Annotated in this window: 20 protein-coding genes and 2 riboswitches; of the genes, 13 read left to right on the top strand and 7 right to left on the bottom strand. The window is 46.4% G+C overall.

What is annotated here, in order from left to right; all coding sequences use genetic code 11:
- Positions 1 to 48: 48 nt before the first annotated feature.
- The 3 genes from AC1MEO_RS08990 (at position 49) to metE (ending at position 4540) form a co-directional block, all read left to right on the top strand.
- Positions 49 to 684: an FMN-dependent NADH-azoreductase gene (locus AC1MEO_RS08990; RefSeq protein ID WP_480335739.1), complete on the top strand. Its 636-nt coding sequence runs from the start codon at positions 49 to 51 to the stop codon at positions 682 to 684.
- A 136-nt stretch (positions 685 to 820) separates the two neighbouring features.
- Positions 821 to 1357: a TetR/AcrR family transcriptional regulator gene (locus tag AC1MEO_RS08985; RefSeq protein ID WP_480335737.1), complete on the top strand. Its 537-nt coding sequence runs from the start codon at positions 821 to 823 to the stop codon at positions 1355 to 1357.
- Between the two features lie 551 nt (positions 1358 to 1908).
- Positions 1909 to 2088, top strand: a riboswitch (cobalamin riboswitch).
- Positions 2089 to 2248: 160 nt separating this feature from the next.
- Positions 2249 to 4540, top strand: coding sequence for a 5-methyltetrahydropteroyltriglutamate--homocysteine S-methyltransferase (metE, locus tag AC1MEO_RS08980; protein ID WP_480335735.1), 2292 nt, complete (start codon positions 2249 to 2251; stop codon positions 4538 to 4540).
- A gap of 105 nt (positions 4541 to 4645) precedes the next feature.
- On the opposite strand, the gene AC1MEO_RS08975 is transcribed toward metE, so the two are convergent.
- Positions 4646 to 6010 (bottom strand): YjiH family protein, encoded by a 1365-nt coding sequence (locus AC1MEO_RS08975; protein WP_480335734.1) that lies wholly within the window; start codon positions 6008 to 6010, stop codon positions 4646 to 4648.
- Positions 6007 to 7338, bottom strand: coding sequence for a sigma 54-interacting transcriptional regulator (locus AC1MEO_RS08970; RefSeq protein WP_480335732.1), 1332 nt, complete (start codon positions 7336 to 7338; stop codon positions 6007 to 6009). Before AC1MEO_RS08970 ends, AC1MEO_RS08975 begins: the two co-directional genes overlap by 4 nt.
- Positions 7339 to 7661: 323 nt before the next feature.
- Between AC1MEO_RS08970 and AC1MEO_RS08965 the strand changes: the two genes are divergently transcribed.
- Complete coding sequence (locus tag AC1MEO_RS08965) at positions 7662 to 8162, top strand: pyridoxamine 5'-phosphate oxidase family protein (RefSeq protein ID WP_480335730.1); 501 nt, start codon at positions 7662 to 7664, stop codon at positions 8160 to 8162.
- 57 nt (positions 8163 to 8219) lie between these two features.
- Here the strand turns inward: AC1MEO_RS08965 and AC1MEO_RS08960 are convergent, their stop codons facing one another.
- Together AC1MEO_RS08960 and AC1MEO_RS08955 are read right to left on the bottom strand one after the other, a co-directional pair.
- The gene (locus AC1MEO_RS08960) at positions 8220 to 8753 is read right to left on the bottom strand and encodes a DUF2798 domain-containing protein (RefSeq protein ID WP_480335728.1); all 534 of its coding nucleotides are present in this window, start codon (positions 8751 to 8753) and stop codon (positions 8220 to 8222) included.
- 325 nt (positions 8754 to 9078) lie between these two features.
- Positions 9079 to 10152 (bottom strand): S-layer homology domain-containing protein, encoded by a 1074-nt coding sequence (locus tag AC1MEO_RS08955; RefSeq protein WP_480336064.1) that lies wholly within the window; start codon positions 10150 to 10152, stop codon positions 9079 to 9081.
- Positions 10153 to 10627: 475 nt separating this feature from the next.
- Here AC1MEO_RS08955 and gdhA point away from each other — a divergent pair, with 475 nt between their 5' ends.
- From gdhA to AC1MEO_RS08940, 3 genes are all read left to right on the top strand, one after another.
- Positions 10628 to 12010, top strand: coding sequence for an NADP-specific glutamate dehydrogenase (gene gdhA, locus AC1MEO_RS08950; RefSeq protein ID WP_480335726.1), 1383 nt, complete (start codon positions 10628 to 10630; stop codon positions 12008 to 12010).
- A 196-nt stretch (positions 12011 to 12206) separates the two neighbouring features.
- Positions 12207 to 13178, top strand: coding sequence for an Abi family protein (locus AC1MEO_RS08945; RefSeq protein ID WP_480335725.1), 972 nt, complete (start codon positions 12207 to 12209; stop codon positions 13176 to 13178).
- 27 nt (positions 13179 to 13205) lie between these two features.
- Positions 13206 to 13745, top strand: a complete 540-nt coding sequence (locus tag AC1MEO_RS08940) for a DUF1697 domain-containing protein (protein ID WP_480335724.1) — start codon at positions 13206 to 13208, stop codon at positions 13743 to 13745.
- 82 nt (positions 13746 to 13827) lie between these two features.
- Here AC1MEO_RS08940 and AC1MEO_RS08935 read toward each other — a convergent pair whose 3' ends face one another.
- A complete protein-coding gene (locus tag AC1MEO_RS08935) occupies positions 13828 to 14367 on the bottom strand; it encodes a helix-turn-helix domain-containing protein (protein ID WP_480335723.1) in 540 nt (179 codons plus the stop codon).
- A 235-nt stretch (positions 14368 to 14602) separates the two neighbouring features.
- On the opposite strand from AC1MEO_RS08935, the gene AC1MEO_RS08930 reads away from it, so the two are divergent.
- Together AC1MEO_RS08930 and AC1MEO_RS08925 are read left to right on the top strand one after the other, a co-directional pair.
- The gene (locus AC1MEO_RS08930; RefSeq protein ID WP_480335721.1) at positions 14603 to 15256 is read left to right on the top strand and encodes an alpha/beta hydrolase; all 654 of its coding nucleotides are present in this window, start codon (positions 14603 to 14605) and stop codon (positions 15254 to 15256) included.
- A gap of 23 nt (positions 15257 to 15279) precedes the next feature.
- Positions 15280 to 15702, top strand: a complete 423-nt coding sequence (locus tag AC1MEO_RS08925; RefSeq protein ID WP_480335719.1) for a DoxX family protein — start codon at positions 15280 to 15282, stop codon at positions 15700 to 15702.
- A gap of 128 nt (positions 15703 to 15830) precedes the next feature.
- Here the strand turns inward: AC1MEO_RS08925 and mug are convergent, their stop codons facing one another.
- Both mug and AC1MEO_RS08915 read right to left on the bottom strand, forming a co-directional pair.
- Positions 15831 to 16337: a G/U mismatch-specific DNA glycosylase gene (mug, locus tag AC1MEO_RS08920; RefSeq protein ID WP_480335718.1), complete on the bottom strand. Its 507-nt coding sequence runs from the start codon at positions 16335 to 16337 to the stop codon at positions 15831 to 15833.
- A 41-nt stretch (positions 16338 to 16378) separates the two neighbouring features.
- Complete coding sequence (locus AC1MEO_RS08915) at positions 16379 to 16585, bottom strand: TM2 domain-containing protein (protein WP_223635617.1); 207 nt, start codon at positions 16583 to 16585, stop codon at positions 16379 to 16381.
- A 534-nt stretch (positions 16586 to 17119) separates the two neighbouring features.
- Between AC1MEO_RS08915 and AC1MEO_RS08910 the strand changes: the two genes are divergently transcribed.
- From AC1MEO_RS08910 to AC1MEO_RS08895, 4 genes are all read left to right on the top strand, one after another.
- Positions 17120 to 18733: a glycoside hydrolase family 13 protein gene (locus AC1MEO_RS08910; protein ID WP_480335715.1), complete on the top strand. Its 1614-nt coding sequence runs from the start codon at positions 17120 to 17122 to the stop codon at positions 18731 to 18733.
- 610 nt (positions 18734 to 19343) lie between these two features.
- Positions 19344 to 20021, top strand: a complete 678-nt coding sequence (locus tag AC1MEO_RS08905; protein WP_480335714.1) for a serine/threonine protein kinase — start codon at positions 19344 to 19346, stop codon at positions 20019 to 20021.
- Between the two features lie 118 nt (positions 20022 to 20139).
- Positions 20140 to 21012, top strand: coding sequence for an AraC family transcriptional regulator (locus AC1MEO_RS08900; RefSeq protein WP_480335712.1), 873 nt, complete (start codon positions 20140 to 20142; stop codon positions 21010 to 21012).
- A gap of 296 nt (positions 21013 to 21308) precedes the next feature.
- Positions 21309 to 21755 carry an SRPBCC family protein gene (locus tag AC1MEO_RS08895; protein ID WP_480335710.1) on the top strand — a complete coding sequence of 149 codons (447 nt, stop codon included), beginning with the start codon at positions 21309 to 21311 and terminating at the stop codon, positions 21753 to 21755.
- A gap of 282 nt (positions 21756 to 22037) precedes the next feature.
- Positions 22038 to 22140: riboswitch (purine riboswitch) on the top strand.
- Positions 22141 to 22169: the final 29 nt, after the last annotated feature.

Raw genomic sequence — 22169 nt, 5'->3', positions numbered from 1 at the left:
GTTGGACAACAAGTGTTGTAAATCTAACAAGATAAGAGGGAATTACTCATGAACAAAGTGTTATTCATTACCGCAAATCCGAATGACGAAAATCATTCGTATAGTATGGCCGCAGGAAAGGCATTCATTGAAACCTATCAAGAAGCAAACGCAACCGATGAAGTTGTAACGATTGATTTATTTCAGGAGCATGTTCCGCAGTTGGATGCAGATGTGTTTAGCGGCTGGGGGAAACTTCGCGCGGGGCAGCCGGTGGACGCTCTTTCAGCGGAAGAACTGACGAAAGTAGGGCGCCTGGATGAGATTCTGGAGCAATTTATGGCAGCCGATAAGATGATTTTCGTCACGCCGATGTGGAACTTCTCTTTCCCAGCAGTGGTGAAATCCTACATTGATGCTGTAGCTGTCCCTGGAAAAACGTTTAGATATACGGCAACTGGCGCCGTAGGCTTACTTCAAGATAAAAAAGTGTTCCACATTCAAGCTCGTGGCGATTTTTATTCAACAGGCCATTTGGCAGAGGAAGAACTGGGAGATCGGTATTTAAAATTCATCATGAGCTTCATGGGAATTACGGAATACGAAGGCTTATTTATCGAAGGACAGGCGAAAATGCCAGCGAAAGCTGCTGAAATCAAAACAACAGGGATTGAGCGCGCCAAAACGGCCGCAATGAGTTTCTAATCGATTGGAGTTTATCAAGGCAATTCCCGGCGCAGTTTACAGAGCCGTGAATTGCCTGTTTTTTCTGCTATACTGAAAACATTCTTTAAATCCAACAACTGTTGAAAAAGTAATGTTTTGAGAAAGGTGGAGACACATGAAAAAGCAAGACCCTCGGATTCGAAGGACCCGACAAAAGATTATCAATGGTTTTATGGAACTGATTAAACATAAAGAATTCAGTGACATCACCATTGCCGATATTACGCAACAAGCCGAAATTAACCGATCCACGTTTTACTACCATTTTCTGGATAAGTACGATTTGATCGATGCGATTCAAAGTGAAGTGCTGACAAGGGAATTTTTCAAAGAAGTCGCGTTGCAGGAAGTCATGAATGAGCAAACCATCAGACTGTCGCTGGAAGCCATTAAGAGGTCCCGAACCGATTTAGCCCGTCATTGTCAACGTGCCTACGAAGAATTCAAACCGAAAATGGATCATGAGGTAAAACAGCGCTTGACGGAAACCCTGCAAACATTGCTGGATAAGGAACGGGGAGTAAAAGAGGAACACGGGACGCTTGCCACGTTTTGGAGCTGGGGAATTTATGGTGTTGCGATGGCCTATGTAGAGGAGAAGGAAACCTTACAAACCTCGGTCGAACGGTTGACCAAAATCATTTTAAGCTAGTAGATAAAAAACTTTCTATCTATTTTGTATGCTTGCTATCTTCAATTCAATTTCTTTTTGGATTTTCAAACAGTCCTCGTCCTCTTTATAATCAGTTTACATATCATACTGTTATCGGAAGTTGCCATGAAACAACTCACTATATTGCGAAACCCAGCGAGCTTATTGTGCAAGGGCTATTGGATGCTTTAAATCTTACAAAAAGATGATTATTTACTAACTGAATAATCAGTCTTTTAATTATGTTTTTTGATTAAAGCGGAGTATGATAAAGGTAAAAGGAGGAGGAGTCTAAATGGAACCTACTTTCGGTCTTGTGCCCATGCTCATCCTTTCGGCCATTGTCATCGTGCTCATCATGTCCTATTTCATTTTCCATCGCTGGGCAAAATGAGTACATGAACGCAAAAAGCCGCATGCTGCTATGCGGCTTTTTGTGTGATATTTTTGGTTGACCATCCTTTTCGCAAGAGCTTTTAACAACAAAGCCTATCCGTTTTATCGGAAAACTCTATATTTTCTGTCGTTGGTATGCTATAGTTGTCAGAATTACATAACGTGTAAGAGTTGGTGCCAAGCTTAGCCTTGGCTTAAAAGGGAAGAACGGTGAAAATCCGTCGCTGTCCCGCAACTGTAAATCGGAGCGATTCACAAAAACCACTGTCTCAGACGGGAAGGTGTGATGAGCGTTGAAGATGAGCCAGGAGACCTGCCAATTTCTAGTGCGCGCCAAATACCTACGTGGAAATAGGTGGTGACATTCATTTTGCGACAGCAAGTTTTTGCATGCTTTTTAAGCGTCTATTGAACTTGAATGTTAAGCCATTTCCCATACGCGGAGATGGCTTTTTTGTATTTGGCATCTTGTAAATTCTAAAGGAGGAATAGCGGATGAAAACAGTGAGTACAGTCGTAGGTTACCCGTATATCGGAGAGAATCGGGAATGGAAGCGCAGTTTGGAATCGTTTTGGAAAGATGCATTGCCACAAGAGCAATTCCTCGCAGAAATGAAAGCCATTCGCCTGAACAATCTGAAGCGGCAGCAATCGCTTGGATTGGAGTTGTTGACTGTCGGGGATTTCACTCTTTATGACCGCATGCTCGATCACGCCGTCATGTTCGGCTTAGTGCCGACCCGCTATAAATGGACAGGCGATACGGTTGATCTGGAGACGTATTATGCGATGGCCCGCGGAGCGGATGCAGTGGTGGCATGTGAAATGACCAAATGGTTCAATACGAATTACCATTACATCGTTCCTGAATACGAAGGACAGCTTCTTGAGCTGACGCGCAATCACCTGGTGGACTATTTCAGTGAAGCGAAAGAAGAGTTGGGGGTCATCACAAAGCCGACGCTGATTGGGCCATTTACCTTCTTCCAGCTGGTGAAAGGATATGATGCCAAATCGAAAGCCATGTTCCTGCTGCAGCTGTTGCCGCTGTACGCGAAAGTACTTCAGCAGCTCGTCGATGCGGGAGCGGAGTGGATTCAACTGGAAGAGCCTGCATTAACGCTGTCCTTGAATGAAGAAGACATCAAGTTGGTCAAGGAAATCTACACTCAATTGGCGGACGATGTACCGGCTGCGAAAATTATGCTGCAAACCTATTTTGAAGCGCTATCGGCATATGAAGAACTGGCGCAATTGCCTGTAGCGGGAATCGGCCTTGATTTTGTTCAGGGAGCCGAAGAGAATATGGCTGCGATCCGCACCTACGGTTTTCCAAAAAATAAAGTACTGGGAATCGGTGCCGTGAACGGCCGGGATATCTGGCGCGCGAACTTAGCGGAAAAAGCAGTGAATCTTCAAGCCATCTTATCCATCAGCGAGGCAACAGAAGCCTGGATTCAATCCTCCTGCAGCCTTCAGCATGTGCCGGTGACAACGAAACAAGAAACAGCTTTGCCGCCTGTCTTGCAGGATGCGCTGTCATTTGCGGATGAAAAAATTGGGGAACTGACGCAGCTGACCACTTATGTGCGTGAAGGGACATGGTCAGGCAATAAGAACGTATCTGAAAGCATACGTGCGATTGAAGCGTTGGCACGCCACAAAGTTAGAGAAAACACGCAGGTGAAAGAACTTGTCGCGCAAGTGAAACCAGAACATTTTGCACGCCCGATCGCTTTCAACGAACGTCTGGAATTGCAGCAGGAAGCTCTCGAACTGCCGATTTTTCCGACGACGACAATCGGCAGCTTTCCGCAATCGGCTGAAGTCAAGCGGACACGGAGTGCTTGGCGCAAAAAGGAAATCACGGATTCGGCGTATGCGGAATTTGTGAAAAAGGAAACCGCACGCTGGATTGGACTTCAAGATGAAATCGGCTTGGATGTGCTGGTCCATGGGGAATTTGAGCGGACAGACATGGTGGAGTATTTCGGCGAGAAATTGACGGGCTTTGCCTTTACCCAAAAAGCTTGGGTGGTTTCTTACGGCTCGCGTTGTGTGAAGCCCCCGATCATTTACGGCGATGTTGAATGGACTGCCCCGATGACCGTCAAGGAAGTGGTGGAGGCGCAGCAATTGACTTCGAAATACGTGAAAGGAATGCTGACAGGGCCGGTGACGATTTTGAATTGGTCATTTGTTCGGGACGACATTTCACGTGAACAAACAGCCAATCAGATTGCGCTGGCATTGAGAGAAGAAATTGATGTTCTTGAAAAAGCCGGCATCCAAATTATCCAGGTGGACGAACCGGCATTGCGTGAAGGCTTGCCGCTCCGCAAAGAAAACTGGAAGGAATATTTGGACTGGGCCGTGAATGCCTTTAAATTGGCGACATCAGGTGTGGCGAATGAAACGCAGATCCACACCCACATGTGCTATTGCGAGTTCAATGATTTCATTGAGCCGATCCGCGCCCTTGATGCGGACGTCATTTCAATCGAGACCTCAAGAAGCCACGGAGAACTGATTGAATCGCTCAAAAAGAATCCATATGAACTGGGTGTTGGCCTCGGTGTCTATGACATTCATAGCCCGCGAGTCCCAAGCGTGGAGGAAATGCAGGCGATTTTAACAGACAGTTTAGCGGTGATCTCCAAAGAACAATTTTGGGTCAATCCGGATTGTGGCTTGAAAACCAGACAGGAAGCAGAAACGGTGGCTTCGCTGAAAAACATGGTAACAGCGGCCCGGAAATTACGGCAGATCCAGCACCAGGCTGTTTAACATAATTTTATGCGCGTCCAGGGACGAGTCGATCCTGGACGCGCATTTTCTATGGGCTAATCGTAAGAAAAAATCCACTCCCAATCGGAAGTGGATTTTTCATTTCTATACAAATAGATGGCCGAACAACACAAGAATCGGCAAGGTGATGATGGTGCGCAACACGAAGATCACGGCCAGTTCCCAGAATTTCACCGGGATGTTTGAGCGCAGGATCAGGATGCCGATTTCGGACATATAGATGATTTGCGTCAAGGACACACCCGCCAGAACAAAACGTGTCAACTCGCTTTCAATGCCGCTGCCGAGAACAGCCGGCAGGAACATATCCGCGAATCCGACAAGGAAAGTCGGGGCAGCTTCAGCAGCTTCCGGCAATCCCATCAATGTCAGGACGGGAATCAGCGGATAGGAAATGATTCGGAAAAACGGCGTGTATTCTGCAACGATCAAAGCGATTGTACCAAGGGCCATAACCAGTGGAATCAATGCCAGCCAGATATCGAGCACGGTCTCAATCCCGACCTGCGCCAATTTTTTCGGGCTTGCAGCGCCATTCGCTTTGCGGCGGGCTTCGTCAAATCCCCATTTGAAAAGGGATGCGCCTTCAGGGATGGTGTCATCGATTTGTTTGCCTACTGGAGCATAGTATGTATCTTTTTTACGCGACAGCGGCGGAATGCGCGGCATGATGACGGCAGCTACCAAGCAGGCAACCGATACAGCCAGGTAGAACTGCAGGAACAAATGGCCGATGCCCACAACGTTTGCGACAATAAGGCTGAAGGCAACCGATGCGATTGAGAAAGTCGTCGCGATTACGGAAGCTTCACGTTCTGTGTAATTGCCTTCATCGTATTGCTTCATGGTCACCAGAACACCAACCGGCGCTGCACCCATCCATGATGCCATGGCATCGATCGAAGAGCGGCCAGGCAAGGTGAAGACAGGGCGCATGAATTTATTGAGCAGGGTCCCGACAAATTCCATCAAGCCAAATTCCACCAACAGGGGCAGCAAAATCCCGGCAAACAGGAACCAGGTCAAGAGGACTGGCGCCAGATCATAGAGAACAACGCCGCCGGTATTGCGTGAAGCGATCGCTTGGGGACCAATTTCATAAAAGGCCATGATGCCGAATGCAAAAGCGAGCACGCGGACAATCAGGCCGAACGGACCGTTGATGAAGGTAGCGCGCAAAAAAGGTGAGTTGCGCACAAATGCGGGTTTCAAGGCAGTCGCCGCTAAGCTGGCGATTGCGGAGAAGCCGAGCAGGATTACAATGAATGGCGGAATCACATCGCCGAACGTCGACAGCAGGAACGATGCCAGAATGCCGACACCGATGGTCACTTCGCCGTTATAGGAAATCGGGAAAAGGAATAACAGCGCGCCGATGATGGAAGGAATGAGGAATTTCCAGGTGTCAGCTGGTCGGATTGCCTTTTTTTTGCTTTGAATTATAGTCATGTAGTTTCCCCCCCAAATGGTGTGCTTGAGTATTTTTTTAGTTTGCGGACGACAGATGGCTGGCTGATGCCCAGAATCTTCGCCATCTCGGTAGTTGTCCGGTAGCGTTTTTGTGCATTCAGCAGGACTTTCTTTTCGACGGATTCCAGAATATGCGGGAGTGTTTGGCCATCAAGTTCAAAGCCGATGCGTTCATCCGCGTCTGGCTGGTAGGTGATGGGCAAATCATCGAGTGTAATCAGCGCTGACTCACTTTCGATAAAACTGCGTTCGAGCACATTTCGCAGCTCACGGAAATTGCCTTTCCAAGGAAGTTGCAGCAAATGGAAGAACAAATCATCAGAAGCTGTTTTCTGCTCGTCGTAGATGCCGTTCAGTTCCTCCAGAATCCGGTTGATCCCCTGATCCAGATCGTCCGGCCGCTCCCTCAGTGGTTTCAGCTCGATTGAAACCAGATGCAGCGAATAAAACAGGTCTTCACGGAAGCGTCCGGCAGCCACAGCTTCTTCGATGGACGTATGGCTGATGGCGATGATGCGGGCGCTGTGCGGATTTTGCAGGATGTTGAACAGTGCTGCCTGGGCAACAGAAGAAAGCTGGTCTATTTCATTGAGCACCAAAGTGCCTCCAGCAGCCAGGCCGATATAGCCTTCTCCATCCAATCCTGTAAAACTGATGTCGAACACCGAATCCGGAATGGCGCTGCCATTGACTTCGATAAAAGCCGAGTCGCGCCGGATGCTCTGTGAGTGGATGAATTTAGCGAGTTCCGTTTTTCCCGTACCGGCTTCACCGTGGATGACCACTGGAACTTCCAGCTGCGCCATTTTGACGGCTGTCTGAAGTGCACGGCTGGAGGAAGGGCTTTCCATGACGCAGCCTTCAATGTGCAGCTGTTGATTGCGCAGATGGGCAAGCTCACCTTTGACCTTGGACATCTCGGTTTCCAGGTTTTCAAGGTATTCTTTCATGACCATCAGCTGTGACATGTCGTAGGAATAGCTGACCACAAATTCCACATCGCCTTTGTCGTTGAACAAGGGAATGCCGGTGATCAGGACTTTTTTTCCGGAAGGTGTATTTTGCCGCAGCACGACTTTTTTCTTTTTCTTCAATACCAGCGGCGTGATGGCGGGAGAGAAAATCCCTGAGGCTTCCAGGTCGTAGACAGATTTGCCGAGCAGCTCTTCAGGTGCTACGCCGTAGGCTTCACCACTTAAGGGGGAGACTTTGATGATCCGGCCTTGTTTGGTAGTGACAATGATGTCTTCATCGTATGTATCAATAATTTCTTCATCAGTATTGGGAAGCAAAAATAAAGTATTCATGTGCGGCCTCCGTTATTCATTCTTGTATAGACTATACATGATTGAATAATCACATTACAAGAAGAAATTAAATTATTTTCAAATAACTTTTAGGGAATATTGAATTTATCAGGATTTTCTTAACAAGTGTTGTTGAGGCGGAGACAGCCGTTTTTCTAATTCTTATGAGATTTTAAGTATTTTTATAAAGGCAATGCAATGTTTTTATAATGTGCAGGAACAGTACTAGGTCAATGACAGGACGTTTAAAGAGAAGGAATAAGGGAATCCTAAAAAACATAGGCGTCTTACTTAAACCAACTTATATAGGAGGAAAAAATATTATGGTAAACAATACTACAAACAACCAGGAAGCAATCAAAACGGTCAATGACCTGATCAAGGACATCAAAGTGGCGATGTTCACGACCATCTCCGCAGACAACAAAATCATTTCACGTCCGATGCAGACTCAGGAAGTGGAGTTTGACGGAGAGCTATGGTTCTTGACGATGAAGGATACAGACAAGTACCAGGAGATCATCAGCAACCCGCACATCAACTTGGCATATGCGGGCAAGTCATACGTATCCATCAGCGGCACGGCTGAATTTATCGAAGATGCCGCGAAGAAAAAGGAATACTGGAATCCGATCTTCGACAAAATGTTGGACACCAGCTATGACGACCCGAATGTGGTGCTGATCAAAGTCGATGCGGATTCAGCGGAGTACTGGGATTCTGGAAACACCTTGAAGTCGGTCAAAACATTCGTTAAAAAGCTGACGGACAACGAAACGGTAAAAGACAAAAAAGAAATGAATGATACCGTAGAGTTCAATTAATAAAGTTCCGGATATAAAAAAGCTCACAGACGGGTTTGTCTGTGAGCTTTTTTGCCTTTAAAGAACTTCTGCTTTTAACGCGGGCTCTTCTTCCGGCGTGATTCCTGCTTTTCGGTCCTGTGCTTCATGCAGCTTGACCATTGCGAAGCGGGCAATCGGCTGGATGACCAGGCTTTCGGCGATTAAGACAATCACAAAATTGCGTGGCCAGTTCGCCACCCAATTGCTGAACAGTTCGGCGTGAAGGCCATTGCCGACGACATCACCGATCAAGGTCATGGCCGCTGACATTCCAAGGACGGTGAACAAGATCCGGAATAGGATTTTCGAATTGAAGCTGTCGGATGAGTGGGTGAATTTAGCGGTCAAAGTTTCAGCGAGGCGCCCAAAAATCACGGGTTCAATGATCATGACGATGATCCACATGATCGGCAGCATTTTTACGATGCTCCAAGCGATGTCGGCATTAAATCCTCCAGCAAAGTAAATGACGCTGAACGAGGTCATGAATAGGACCGTCATGGCCGAGATGAGGCCGCCGTATAGAAAACCTTCTTTTCCGTTGCGGGGCAATCTTTTTTCTTGATGCATGTTCTTCTTCCTTTCAACTTGCTTGTATTCGACTTTTTATACCTTACATATTTGAGCAGGTAAATCGAGGGATGTCATCATAAGGTCAAGGAATGCCTAAACAATTGAACTTACCCTTATCGCATAACGATGGGGGCCTCTTAGATGATGCTCAAACTTAATACGGTACGATTCGAAGTCTGTTTGTAACTATAACAAGTCCATCTTTTCAAGTGTAAGTGTCGATTTTATGACTTTGTGAGGCCGCTTTATTTTGCTGCTGATCTAGAAAATCCCATAAAAAAGAGCCGGCTGCCCAGGCAGTCAGCTCTTCTGTAAATCGTTTTTATTCCACTGCGATCAATTCTTTGGTTACGGTGCCGTCCAAATTCACGGATTTCACTTCACCGAAACCTTCTACCATATAATAAATATGGCCCTCTTCCATGAATTCCGGATTGGCCGCAACTGTCACTTCCACCGCATTCGTGAAAGTCTGGTGCTGGGTGTCCACAGCCACTCCGGCAGCGGTGATGATACGCGGAGCGGCATACATCGTATCGGTGTACCAAGCTTGTCCAACTTCCACGGGGTATTCCAATTCGGTATAGGATTCCGAATAGGGCAACCCGAAGGTATACCGCTCATGGGTTTCGAATTCAGTCAGATCGGTCAATAGGGATCCATCTTCTCTGTAGATACTCCAAATAAAGCCCATCTCCAAGTCGTTGCGCGCAGGCACATAATTGTAGATATGGCGCTCGATGCCGAATTCCGTATCATAGACATAGGTTTTCGTTTTGTCTCTCAAATAGGATTTTGCGATGGTGGCATCGTTTTTAAACTTTGGTTCCAATCCGCGGGCCAAAAATGCAGAGAACTGGCCGCGGCTCACAGTTGCATTCGGACGGAAGGTCTTGTCAGGATAGCCGATGGTGATGTTCGCTGCCAGGATCTTCTGAACCGGTTCATACACTTTCATATTCATGGAAATATCTGTGAAGCTCACATCCGCCCGGAAGGGGACGATAAACAGCCGTGATAGAATAAACGCCATCTCGGCTCGCGTGATTGTGTTGTCCGGCCGGTACGTGCCATCTGGATACCCTTGGATCAACTGCGCTTCCGCTGCTGCAGCAATAGAGCCGCTCGCTTTATGGGAAGCAAGAACATCCGGGAAATCCGTATCGCGCGGAGCATCATCAAACTCTTTCAGCCGGGTGATCATAATTGCCGCTTCTGCACGCGTCACTCCTGCATCTGGGCGCATGGTGCCATCAGGATAGCCTCTCAGCACATCACGGTCCTTCAAATAGCTGATTTCCTCATAAAATTCATGAGACTCCTGTAAATCGGAAGCCCCTTCAACGGGAAGTGCCAAGCCAAAAACCAACGCCAATACTGCCGCCAGTGACACCATCTTCAAAGCCCTCACTCCTTATCCTGGATTTCACCGACCTGTGCAAGCCTACGCTAGACCATCCCCAATTCCGCTGACTGCTGCTTTTGTTTTCCCATACCCTTTATAGCCGAACACTAACGGCAAATAGAGAACTTTTCCTCTTCAAACTATTCGACTGTTTTATAGAAGGAATATCTCATAAGCAGCATAAAACAAGCGAGAAAAACATAGCAAAGAAGGGCAGTCTGCTTAAAATACATTATTTATTTTCAAAATAATTAATTTGTCACAAAAAAATGAAAACACTGAATAGCAGGCAATGGCAGCGGTTACTTTTTTCAAGAAGCTTGCCAATACAGGATTAATAAACCGCTCAGTGGGAAATATTAGTTTGCACAGGCTGGTTTCAGTTTGTATAATGAGAGATAAATATTAAAGTATATGAATAATTATTCAAAAAATATGCATTTTTTCAAGAGGGGATTGAACGTAATTGACATCTGTACAACAGGAAAATCCGATTAAGCAGCAATCATCTTATGAATATATAAAAGCCATCCATAAAAAACTTAAAGACCGGAATCCGGGAGAATCTGAGTTTTTGCAGGCGACCTGGGAAGTATTCGATTCGTTGCAACCCGTGTTTGAACAGCATCCGGAATACGTAGAACAAGGGATTCTGGAACGCATTTCTGAGCCGGAACGATTTATCGCGTTTCGGGTAACCTGGGAAGACGATGCCGGCAATGTCCACGTCAACCGTGGATACCGTGTGCAGTTCAATAGTACACTTGGGCCGTTCAAAGGCGGTTTGCGTTTCCATCCTTCTCTGACAGCCAGTGTCGTGAAATTTCTCGGGTTCGAACAAATCTTCAAGAACGCATTGACCGGCTTGCCGATCGGCGGCGGAAAAGGCGGCTCTGATTTTGATCCGAAAGGGAAGTCAGACCGTGAAATCATGCGTTTCTGCCAAAGCTTCATGACAGAGCTGACCCGCCATATCGGTCCGGACATCGATGTTCCAGCAGGGGATATCGGCGTCGGCAAACGGGAAATCGGTTATATGTTCGGGCAATACAAACGCCTCCGAAATGCCTCGGAAGCAGGCGTCTTTACCGGGAAGAATCCGGAAAACGGCGGAAGCCTTATCCGGAAAGAAGCGACCGGATACGGAACTGTTTATTTTGTTGAAGAAATGCTGAAGGCTCAAGGGCATTCATTCAAAGGCAGCAAAGTCATCGTCTCAGGATCCGGAAACGTCTCGATCTATGCGATGGAAAAAGCCATTGAGTTTGGTGCCACAGTCGTTGCCTGCAGCGATTCTGAAGGCTTTATCTACGATCCGGACGGCATTGATGTTGAAACCGTCAAACAGCTGAAGGAAGTTGATAGAAGACGGATTTATGATTACCTTGAAAGCCATCCGAATGCCCAATACGGCAAAGACAAATCGGAAATCTGGAAAATTCCATGTGATATCGCCCTGCCATGTGCAACGCAAAACGAAATCGACAGAGAAAGCGCGCAGGCAATGGTCGAGAATTTGGTGAAGGCCGTTGGAGAAGGCGCCAATATGCCTTGCACAGAAGAAGCGGTCCGCGTACTGACGCATAATAAAGTATTGTTTGCTCCAGCAAAGGCCGCCAATGCAGGCGGTGTTGCAGTTTCTGCGATGGAAATGTCCCAGAACAGCATGCGCTATTCATGGACAGCCGAAGAAGTGGATGAAAAACTGCTGCAGGTCATGAAAACCATCTACAAAACCTGTACGGATACTGCCGCACAATACGGTTCGCCGGGCAATCTGATTATCGGCGCCAATATTGCCGGCTTCAAAAAAGTCGCCGACGCAATGGTCAGCCACGGCTTGAACTGATCCGTCAGTTTAGACAGGAATCCATTCATCACGGAATAAATGAATTGGCTAACAACACATACGGATAGCAGTAAAGATTTCACCCGCCGTTCCCGGCACATGTATTTTCCGGGAACGGTTTTTTATTTTGGTGGATAAGTGGTTTATTAATGGAGCGGTTTCGCTTACAGTTGGAGATAAGAAGATTGTGTAAAGGATGAGACATGTGAAGGATTTTGCCTCCCACGCTGAACAGTTGGGGATACTCGAGGAGCGTGGCATGCAGGTGCCTGACAAAGCGGCTGCGAAACGGATTTTGTCCCGCGAAAATTATTATGCCTTGATCGATGGCTATAAAGCGCCTTTTTTGGAGCACGATGAAATGCTCAACCCGTATGGCCTTGAACACTATCAGGAAGGCACGGAGTTCGGCCATCTCTATGCCCTGCACAGCTTTGACCGGAAGCTGCGGCTGCTGTTGCTGAATGAACTGCTGAAATTTGAAAAAAACATCAAGTCGAAAGTGGCGTACCGTTTTTCCGAAAAGTTCAGGGAAACAGCAAGTTTTCTGGAACCTGGCCATTACAGTCCGGACAGCCGGCATCATCATGAACGCGACCGCATCATTTCAACACTCGCCAACCTGATCAAAAGCCATAAGAAGCGTGATAAAGTGAGATACCCGGCCATCCGCGAATTTTACGACAAGCACAAAAATGTTCCGCTTTGGGTGCTGGTCAATTTTTTGTCGCTCGGCCAGATCACGCATTTCTATACCGTCATCGATGAAGAACTGAGGGAACGCATTGCGCAAGACTTCGCGGAAGAATACAGCGAGGAATATGGCGAAATCCGATTGAAGGCGAGTGACTTGGATGCGATCTTGCGCATCGTTTTCCCCTACCGCAATAAATCTGCGCATGAAGAGGTATTGTACCGGTATCGCCTTTCTCATCCCGTAGAACTTGATGCGGTAGAGTCGATGCTGGAAATGGAAAAAGGAAGCTTGAGCGAAGCAACGGTATTTTCTGTCTGTTGTCTGCTGAAGCTGGTGCTGGTAAAAGACGATTACGAATGGTTTTCCGGAGAATTGGAGCAGTTGATTGAGGCGCTTGAAGGAACAGTTCAAGAACGGGCATTCGGGGGGATTATGAAGGATGCCGGATTTGATCGGTTAAAGAGGGAGTGAATTCTGTTGATCGAGGAGAGGATTTTCATGCTGTATGTGGCGTTGCTGCGGGGAATCAATGTGGGCGGCAAGAACAAAGTGGATATGAAGAAGTTGAAGCAGGCATTTGAAGAGGCGGGAATGTCTTCAGTCACCACCTATATCAATTCGGGAAATATCATCTTTGCGGACAACGGCCATCGGAAAGAACAATTAGCACCGATTTTGGAACGGGCGATCGATAGCCATTTCAATTTGAAGATCAATATACTGATATATGATGCAGACGAATTCGGGAAAATCGCGCAGGCGATTCCTGAAAACTGGGCCAACGACCAGCAGATGAAAAGCGATGTGCTGTTTTTATGGCAGGATGTCGACGACAAGACCGTGCTGGACGGATTGACGGTCAAGCCGGACGTCGACCGGGTCATCTATGTTCCAGGTGCAATTCTTTGGGCAGTCGACCGGGATAAAGTCACCAGGAGCGGCATGGTGAAAATCGTCGGCTCTGCCCTTTATCAGCGCGTCACCATCCGCAACGTCAATACGGTCCGGAAAATTCAAGCATTGCTGCAATCCCTGTAACCGTGAGTCGACAAATAAAAAAGCTGTTGCCACGTACCTAGTGATACGTGGCAACAGCTTTTTTAAAAATCAAGCGAAGAAGTTAAATTCCATCCGTCAATTCAGTATCCGAATAGACGGAAATCAGGACAACGGCTTTTTCTTCGCCGATGTTTTTTACGAAATGCGGTACGCTGGCGTTCCAGCTGAAGGAATCACCTTCTTCCACCACCATATGATCTTCTCCCTGTTCAGCCAGCAATCTGCCTTCAAGGACCAGGTGGCATTCTTCGCCTTCATGTGCGTTTTGTTCGCCCATCGATGCTCCCGGAGGAAATTCGATAAGTCGCATCCGCAATCCGCCTTTGGACGACAAATGCTCGACTTTCAAGTTGTTGAAAGTCGACCGCGCTCTCTCCTCTTTTTTTACAACGCTCATATGCTCCCGCTTTTCCAGTAATAAATATGGCAAAGGAACTTCTAAAAAATTTGAGATGGTCTGTAATGTATTGATGGATGGAGAGGTTTTGTTATTTTCAATGTTGCTGACAAACCCTTTCGATAAACCAGTTTCTTCACACATCTGTGCAATGGTAATTTTTTTGCGGTTGCGTATCGCTCGGATTTTCGTTCCAATCTCCATTTTTTCACCTCAATAGTTGCCTTATAGAAAACATAATTCTATTTTAACAAACAAATGATTGACAATCCAGTTTATTCTTGTTATCTTATAAGAAATTAATATTCTTATATGAAAACAACCAATTGGCCTTTCGGGTCATTTTTTTCATTTAGTTGTTTACTTATAAGAATAAAATATTCTTTAGAGTAATAAAATCAACAGATTCTCAACGCTCTGAAGAGAGAGGATGACTACAATGAATGGACCATTGATTTATGAGTTGCGCTGTCCGCAGGATGTGGATCCGACAAAAACGTATCCAGCAGTTTTTGTCATGCATGGTATGGGCAGCAATGAAAAGGATATGCTTGGATTGGTCAGTGGCTTTGAAGAGCAATGCTTTATCTTCAGTATTCGCGGTCCGCTTGCCCAACCGCCGGGTTTTGCATTTTTTACGATCGAGGGATACGGCAAACCGCATCGCCATGCGTTTGACCAGGCAGTTGAACAGGTCATCGGCTTTATGGATTGGGCAAAGGATGCATACCCGGTGGACAAAGACCAAATCTATTTGATGGGATTCAGCCAAGGGGCGATTTTGTCGATGACGGTCGGATTGAAAGCAGAAAACCGGGTGAAAGGCATCGTCGCTCTGAGCGGTTATATTCCAGAGTTCGTCAAAACCGAATTCCGGAATAAATCGATGAAGGGGCTGTCGCTGTTCATTTCACATGGAGAAGCGGATCAGGCATTGCCATTTGAATGGGGACAGGCGAGCCGGGATTATTTTCAGCAGTTGGGCGCCGATGTAACGTTTAAGAGTTACGCGTCCCCGCATACCGTTTCCATGGAGAACTATCAGGATTTTGAAAAATGGCTTTTGGATTCATTAGCAAGCGTAAAAAAATAACACATTGATAGGAGGAAATAAAAATGACAAATAAAGTTGAAGCAAGTACATTGTTGTTGCGCGTCGTATTGGGAATCAGTTTCTTTATTCACGGATTGGTGAAGTTTCAGGGGGGCATCGGCAATACAGCGGGCTGGTTCGACAGCATCGGCATACCGGCCTCGCTTGCTTACGTAGTGGCCATCATCGAAATGGTCGGCGGATTTGCGTTGATCATTGGTTTTGGAACTCGTATCGTATCTGCCCTATTGGCAATTGTTATGCTGGGTGCCATTTTCACCGCTAAACTATCAGTTGGCTTTTTGGGTGACGGGACAGGAGCAGGCTACGAATTGGACATCGCCTTCATGGCAATTGCGATTTTCCTTGCGGTCAACGGCAGCAGAATGCTGGCATTGGACACTAAGCTTGTTGAAGCCAAGCAGGCCAATCAACAAAACGCCTAATAATTCAACCGGCAGATTTTAGTGGTCCCTTGACCAGTAGGACATTGGTCTAGAGAAGCTGTTCATAAATAAAACCAAACATAAAAGCTGCACCCGGTATATTGCCGGGTGCAGCTTTTTATCATGCATTAAATGAAACTATTCAATCCGCTGTAAATCTCCACAATGTCATCCAGCTTCATGCGCACCAGTCCGCTCGAAGACGGAGCAACATACTCGATGACTCCAGGGATGACCGGTTCTTTCTGGACGCCCCAGGAAACGGTTTTTCGTTTGCTGAATTGCTGGTAGACGCCTTTGCCGACAAAACAGACGGCTTTCGGGTTAACCTGCCTGATTTTCTGTTCCAGCAGTTTGGCGCCTTCAGTATATTCCTCTTTTGAAATTTCCGCCGCTTGCTTTGTCGGACGCGCAACGATATTCGTCAGGCCATAGCCGAGAGAGAGCAAATCGCTGTTTTCCTCAGGCCGGTATTTCCGCGGCGTCAATCCCGCTTCGTGAAGGATCTTCCAGAACCGGTTGTTTGGGTTCGCGTAGTGGAAGCTGGTTTCGGAAGAGCGGATGCTCGGATTAAAGCCGACAAATAAAATCTTCAAATCTTTCTGCAGGTGGTCAGGAATCGGTTCAAGCCGCAAAATGGATTGCCTCCTTAAAACTATAGGAATAATCTAGTGGATCAGCCTCTGCCGTGTTTTCTCTGAAAGTCTTCTTCAGACTGCAGCAGGTAGAGGATCCCTTCAATTATACCAATGACTGCAGGTATGCCTGTCCAAAAGAACAGCAGATACAGAATCCCCATGCCGGGTTTGCCTAAGTAAAATTTATGTGCGCCAAAGTCGCCGAGGAAAATAGCGAGCAGCGCGGCTGCCAATTTGTTTTTCATGATTGATCATCCTTTCTATTTCTATAGTAGTGTATTCCCTAATTTCATAAAGTTAATGATTATATTGAACGAATGAACAGCTGATTTTATTCTTTAGGAAAGAAGATTTCACCTGAAATTCCATTAAGAATATTATTGCAATATCGTTCGTTTTTATTATCACAACTGATAATAGCCTCGCAATCAGCCAAAATCAAATATGTGTCCGAATGAAAACGGTATCATTGAATTAATGTCAGAAAACTTAACAAATTAGGTTTTTTTATTGGCATAGCGGTTATATAAAAAGATATTCAAATGGAAGAGGGTGAACGCCCGAACTGAACTCCGTAAAATATTCGGTATGCTGCCTTGGTAATTTTTTGCGAACTCTGCTACACTATCAACTTGTAAATAGTTTACTAGAAAAATGTTGCTGGATGATGGAAATGAATAAAAGTTGAAATAGGCGTTCGGACGTCTTCGTAACAGATCAGGGGTTAAGGCCGATTGATTAATAGGGAGACTGGCCAAGGTCTTTGTGAGGGATCAGTTATGAACAAGAAATGGTGGAAAGAAGCAGTTGCGTATCAGGTGTATCCGAGGAGTTTTAAGGATTCGAATAGTGACGGCATTGGCGACATCAATGGCGTGACGAGCAAGCTGGATTATTTGAAAGACCTTGGGATTGATGTGATTTGGATTTGTCCAATGTATGAGTCACCCAATGATGACAACGGTTATGACATAAGCGACTATCAGGAAATTATGGAAGAGTTCGGAACGATGGCGGATTTTGACCGCTTGCTTGAGGAAGTGCACGCGCGGGATATGAAGCTGATCATCGATTTGGTGATCAATCATACAAGCGATGAACATCCGTGGTTCATGGAATCACGCGCTTCACTCGACAATAATAAACGCGATTGGTATATCTGGAGCGATGAACCGACCAATTGGGAAAGTATTTTTGGCGGAACCGCCTGGGAATACGATCAGGAAACCAAACAATATTATCTGCATTTATTCTCCAAAAAGCAGCCGGACTTGAACTGGGAGAATCCAGACGTGCGGCAGTCTTTGTATGACATGGTCAATTGGTGGCTCGACAAAGGAATCGATGGTTTCCGTGTAGATGCCATCAGCCACATCAAAAAAGAATTGAGCAACATCGAGGATCCGGAACAAAATCTGTATGTACCGGCCTGGGACAAGATGATGAATGTCAAAGGCATCCAGCCGCTGCTTGCGGAATTACGTGATGAGACGTTTGCGAAACGCGACATCATGACGGTCGGCGAAGCGAATGGCGTTCAGGCAGGGGACATCAAGGAATGGATTTCTGAGGACGACGGGAAATTCGATATGGTATTCCAATTCGAAAGCATGGGTCTTTGGGATACTGATGCGACAACGGGCATCGACGTGCCGAAGTTGAAAGAAGTGCTGACCAAATGGCAAAAAGCGGTGGAAGGCCATGGCTGGAACGCGTTGTTCATTGAAAATCATGATAAGCCGCGCATTGTTTCCTCTTGGGGGAACGACCGTGAATATTGGCGGGAAAGCGCTACGGCAATCGCCTGCATGTATTTCTTCATGCAGGGCACGCCGTTCATCTACCAGGGGCAGGAAATCGGCATGACCAATGCGCCGTTTGAAGAATTGGCACATTACAACGATATCCAAACGCATAACCTTTACCATTTCAACCGTTCGGAAGGCATGGAGCACGACGCCGTAATGACCATCATCAAGGCACAAAGCCGTGACCATTCGCGCACGCCGATGCAATGGGACGCCAGCCCGAATGCCGGATTTTCAGACGGCGAGCCGTGGCTCCGCGTCAATCCGAACTACGAAGAAATCAATGTGGCAGCGCAGCTGCGGGATCCGCATTCCGTTCTCTGGTTTTACCGCAAGATGATCTGGCTGCGCAAGCAGCAGGATGTCCTCGTCTACGGAAACTACGAGCTGCAGGATGTCGGCCACGAATCGATTTATGCCTACACCCGCACGAATGAAGAAAAGACCCTGTTGGTCATCACCAATTTGACCGAGTATGCCTGCTATTGGGACGAGCCGGAATCCGCACGCTGCCTGTTGAACAATTACCAGCAGCCGGATCCAAAGCAATTGCAGCCTTTCGAAGCACGCGTCTACGAATTGTGAAATGAAAAGCCCCTGCCTCAAGCGAATTGCTTGAGGCAGGGGCTTTTGTGTCGAGAAGAGTCTCGTGGATATTGGATAAACTTACGGAAATCGGCTGTTGCGCAAACAAAGTCGGTTATACTGCAAACAAACCTCGCTATTCCGCAAACAACCCCGGTTATTCCGCAAACAAACCTTTCGGAAGGCATATAAAGTGTAAAGCCAGCTGACTTTATTCACATTAAGTTGAATAAAATCAGCTGGCTAGATGAAATATTGAATCTTGGACTACTAATCATCGAAATTGGCCGGTATATTAGTCTTTAAGCAGACAACTGAAAATTTTTATCCGGAAACAGAAAAAAACACCTTGCCCGAGGGCAAGATGTTTTCGATAGTTTGCGGCGTATCAAGCCACGTTCCACAACGTGTTTCCAAAAGGAGTGCCTGTCCGTCTTACGCAAACGAGCTCATCGCGTAGTTAACAATAGAGCATTTATGTGTCTCTGTCAATCCCTTAGCTCATCACAAGCGCAGTAAAGGCGCCGTATTTTGTTTGAAACGGGATCCTAGCTTAAGTGTGGTGCGTCAAATAGCCACAACGGATTATCGGAAGTGAAGGAGAATAGATATGGAGCAATCATGGCAAGAGATAGCAGAATCGCTGACTGCAATTAAAGTAGTAGCCAATCCGAACAACGAACCAGTAAGCATAGAAGGCTTTGCAGATGGATTCCGCTGCATCGGGGTCGGGACAGACGCGGCGGTGTTTCAATTTTTGGAGGCCCCCGGATATGCCTTCAAGGTATACGCAGAAAATAAAAAAGACAAGCTCGAAGCAGAGGCGAAGGTTTATGCACAAATCGGGGTTTCTCCTTATTTTTCCAGCTGTTATGGCGTAACTGACCGGTTATTGGTGATCAAGTACGAAGAAGGTCTAACCTTATTTGATTGTCTGCTGCAGGGGGTACCTGTTCCGGAACAAGTGATTAAAGATGTAGAAGCGGCCAGGGAATACATCCGGCAAATCGGGTTGAACCCACGGGATATTCATTTGAAGAATATTTTATTGCAGAATGGACGGGCGAAGCTGCTGGATGTTTCCGAGTATATAAAGCCCGGCAATGATTTCCGGTGGGAGCATTTGAAGAAAGCGCATGAGGAGTATTATGCGCTCATCGATGGCAAACCGGTACCGTTCTGGCTTTTGGACACCATCAGGAAATGGTACCACCACTGGAACCGGTACTCGTCTTCTTTTGATGAGTTTATGAAGATTGTTTCGAAACAGATGAGTTATTGGAAATAAGGCTGATGTCTTCAAATAATGTCCTGGAATAGAGAGAGGCGACCATTTCCGTACAGGGAAAATCGGATGAACCGGTTTTATTCCCCTTAGAATAGAAAGAGGGAAAGGAGGGCTATGCATGGACATGCTGAAGGATATGAATAGAGCGCTGCGCTATATCGAGGATCACCTGGATGGAGAAATTGATTTCAGTAAAGTAGCGGCAATTGCAGGCGTGTCGGAATTCCATTTCCGGAAACTGTTTTCGTATTTGTCGGGCATGGGATTGAGCAGCTATATCCGCAGCCGGCGTTTGTCGCAGGCAGCCATCGACCTGCAGCGGGAACAAAGAGTATTGGATGTAGCCGTCAAATACGGCTACGATTCGGCAGACGGCTTCAGCCGGGCGTTCCGTGAATGGTCCGGCATGAGTCCATCGGAAGTGAAAAACAGCGACCGCTTTAAAGCATTTCCGCGCCTGACTTTCCAATTGACGATTCAAGGAGGAATAGATATGGAATGCCGCATCGCAAAAAAAGACGCTTTTAAATTGGTGGGAATCAAAAAACGCGTGCCCATCGTTTTCGAAGGGCCCAATCCGGAAATCATGAAAATGGCGCAGTCCATCACTGCCGAACAGCGCGGGCAGCTGCAGCAATGGCGCAATACGGACGTCCAGACCGTCGTTAACGCATCGCTAAATTTTGATGATGGGCGCTTGGAGGAAAAAGGCCAGCTGGATCACCTGGTCGGATCGATTACAACTTTAGAAGGTGATTTCGAAGGCTTTGATGTCGTGGAGGTGCCGGCGGGAAGCTGGGCGATTTTCAGTCTGGAAGGTCCGTTTCCGCAAAAACTGCAGAACACCTGGGGCAAGATCTTTTCGGACTGGCTGCCATCGTCGAACTACGAACTGGTCGACGGACCGGAAATTTCCTTCAACGGGGATATGGCGGACTTACAGAAAGTCTATAGTGAAATCTGGATTCCTGTGAAGAAACGCCAGAAATGAAATATGCTCTCAGCGCAACAGCGGCTTCAGTGGCCGGCAGATGCGCTGGAGAGTTTTTTGATGTGAATAAAACCGGCGTTCTTGTAAACACGAAAAAGCAGATGATTCCACAAAGCTCATTGGCAAAATGCCATCTCTTGAAAACAATGGTTTCAGCCGGTACAAGAGCCTTTCTTTTACAATTTTTCAAAAGGGGACTACTATAAACCTACATAAAGGAAATAGAAGATTTACATAACAGCGGACGTGAGCCAAGACGCGGTGGTCCGCATACTAAGGATAAGGAGGAGAATAGCATGTGGACTATTCGGAAAAGTGTAGTAATCGATCGGCCGGTTAAAGAAGTTTTCACTTATGCATCAAATCCTGTTTATTGGTATCAGTGGTATGTAGGGCTTTCTGAACCTGAGAATTTAAAAGGGAAAGGCGAAGTGGGAACAAGCATGAACATGAAATATATGATGTTGGGAATGAACCTGCCTATTTCGCTGGAAGTTATTGAAAATTCCCGTGATGGCAATAGTTGCTTTTGGAATGGCCAAATCAATGGGGCCATCAATTCAAAGCAATCCTGGACTTATCATGCTGAAGGAACGGGAACAGAGGTCATATTTGAGATGGAATATGAATTGCCCGGCAGTATACTCGGAAAGTTCGCCAATAAACTTATCATAAAAAAACTGATGGACAACTCAGCAGAACAGACCATAAAAAACCTTAAAGATATTTGCGAAGCAGATTGATTCCACATAAGTCATACTCGACCATGCAATCGTATGGAGGATGTGACTTTTATTCTGTTCACTTAAAATGAAACCCATAACCTTCCTGATTAAACGAAAAATGAAGTGCTGCTGGGAAAGACAGTAGAAGTGGAATTCAAGGAGAAAGGTAAGAATTCCGCTTTCAGGAAGTTTGAAACCGTACTTATCATCCTGTTTTAACGAACATTAAACCATTACTTATGGTTTAATGTTCGTTATTTTGTTGACTGGCGGTTTTGTGTTTGCTATAGTTGCCAAGTGATAGACAAACAACATATCGCTCGTATAAACTCGGTAATACGGTCCGAGTGTTTCTACCAGGTTCCCAGTAAAGAACCGGACTACGGGCTGAAGTATCCGGTTAGCCGAGTTTTCGGCCGATCACTTTTTGAA

This window comes from Planococcus sp. BI3, from assembly GCF_056680115.1.
The sequence above is the reverse complement of the archived record's forward strand: the minus strand, read 5'-3'. Positions and strand labels throughout refer to the sequence as shown.

Excerpts from the sequence above, each read along its gene's own strand:
- AC1MEO_RS08990 (WP_480335739.1), top strand. The coding sequence starts at position 49 with ATGAACAAAGTGTTATTCATTACCGCAAATCCGAATGACGAAAATCAT.
- AC1MEO_RS08960 (WP_480335728.1), bottom strand. The coding sequence starts at position 8,753 with ATGCATCAAGAAAAAAGATTGCCCCGCAACGGAAAAGAAGGTTTTCTA.
- AC1MEO_RS08955 (WP_480336064.1), bottom strand. The coding sequence starts at position 10,152 with ATGGTGTCACTGGCGGCAGTATTGGCGTTGGTTTTTGGCTTGGCACTT.
- metE (WP_480335735.1), top strand. The coding sequence starts at position 2,249 with ATGAAAACAGTGAGTACAGTCGTAGGTTACCCGTATATCGGAGAGAAT.
- AC1MEO_RS08895 (WP_480335710.1), top strand. The coding sequence starts at position 21,309 with ATGTGGACTATTCGGAAAAGTGTAGTAATCGATCGGCCGGTTAAAGAA.
- AC1MEO_RS08915 (WP_223635617.1), bottom strand. The coding sequence starts at position 16,585 with ATGAAAAACAAATTGGCAGCCGCGCTGCTCGCTATTTTCCTCGGCGAC.
- AC1MEO_RS08985 (WP_480335737.1), top strand. The coding sequence starts at position 821 with ATGAAAAAGCAAGACCCTCGGATTCGAAGGACCCGACAAAAGATTATC.
- AC1MEO_RS08945 (WP_480335725.1), top strand. The coding sequence starts at position 12,207 with ATGAGACATGTGAAGGATTTTGCCTCCCACGCTGAACAGTTGGGGATA.
- AC1MEO_RS08925 (WP_480335719.1), top strand. The coding sequence starts at position 15,280 with ATGACAAATAAAGTTGAAGCAAGTACATTGTTGTTGCGCGTCGTATTG.
- AC1MEO_RS08935 (WP_480335723.1), bottom strand. The coding sequence starts at position 14,367 with ATGGAGATTGGAACGAAAATCCGAGCGATACGCAACCGCAAAAAAATT.
- AC1MEO_RS08965 (WP_480335730.1), top strand. The coding sequence starts at position 7,662 with ATGGTAAACAATACTACAAACAACCAGGAAGCAATCAAAACGGTCAAT.
- AC1MEO_RS08900 (WP_480335712.1), top strand. The coding sequence starts at position 20,140 with ATGGACATGCTGAAGGATATGAATAGAGCGCTGCGCTATATCGAGGAT.
- AC1MEO_RS08975 (WP_480335734.1), bottom strand. The coding sequence starts at position 6,010 with ATGACTATAATTCAAAGCAAAAAAAAGGCAATCCGACCAGCTGACACC.
- AC1MEO_RS08905 (WP_480335714.1), top strand. The coding sequence starts at position 19,344 with ATGGAGCAATCATGGCAAGAGATAGCAGAATCGCTGACTGCAATTAAA.
- AC1MEO_RS08940 (WP_480335724.1), top strand. The coding sequence starts at position 13,206 with ATGCTGTATGTGGCGTTGCTGCGGGGAATCAATGTGGGCGGCAAGAAC.
- AC1MEO_RS08970 (WP_480335732.1), bottom strand. The coding sequence starts at position 7,338 with ATGAATACTTTATTTTTGCTTCCCAATACTGATGAAGAAATTATTGAT.
- AC1MEO_RS08930 (WP_480335721.1), top strand. The coding sequence starts at position 14,603 with ATGAATGGACCATTGATTTATGAGTTGCGCTGTCCGCAGGATGTGGAT.
- AC1MEO_RS08910 (WP_480335715.1), top strand. The coding sequence starts at position 17,120 with ATGAACAAGAAATGGTGGAAAGAAGCAGTTGCGTATCAGGTGTATCCG.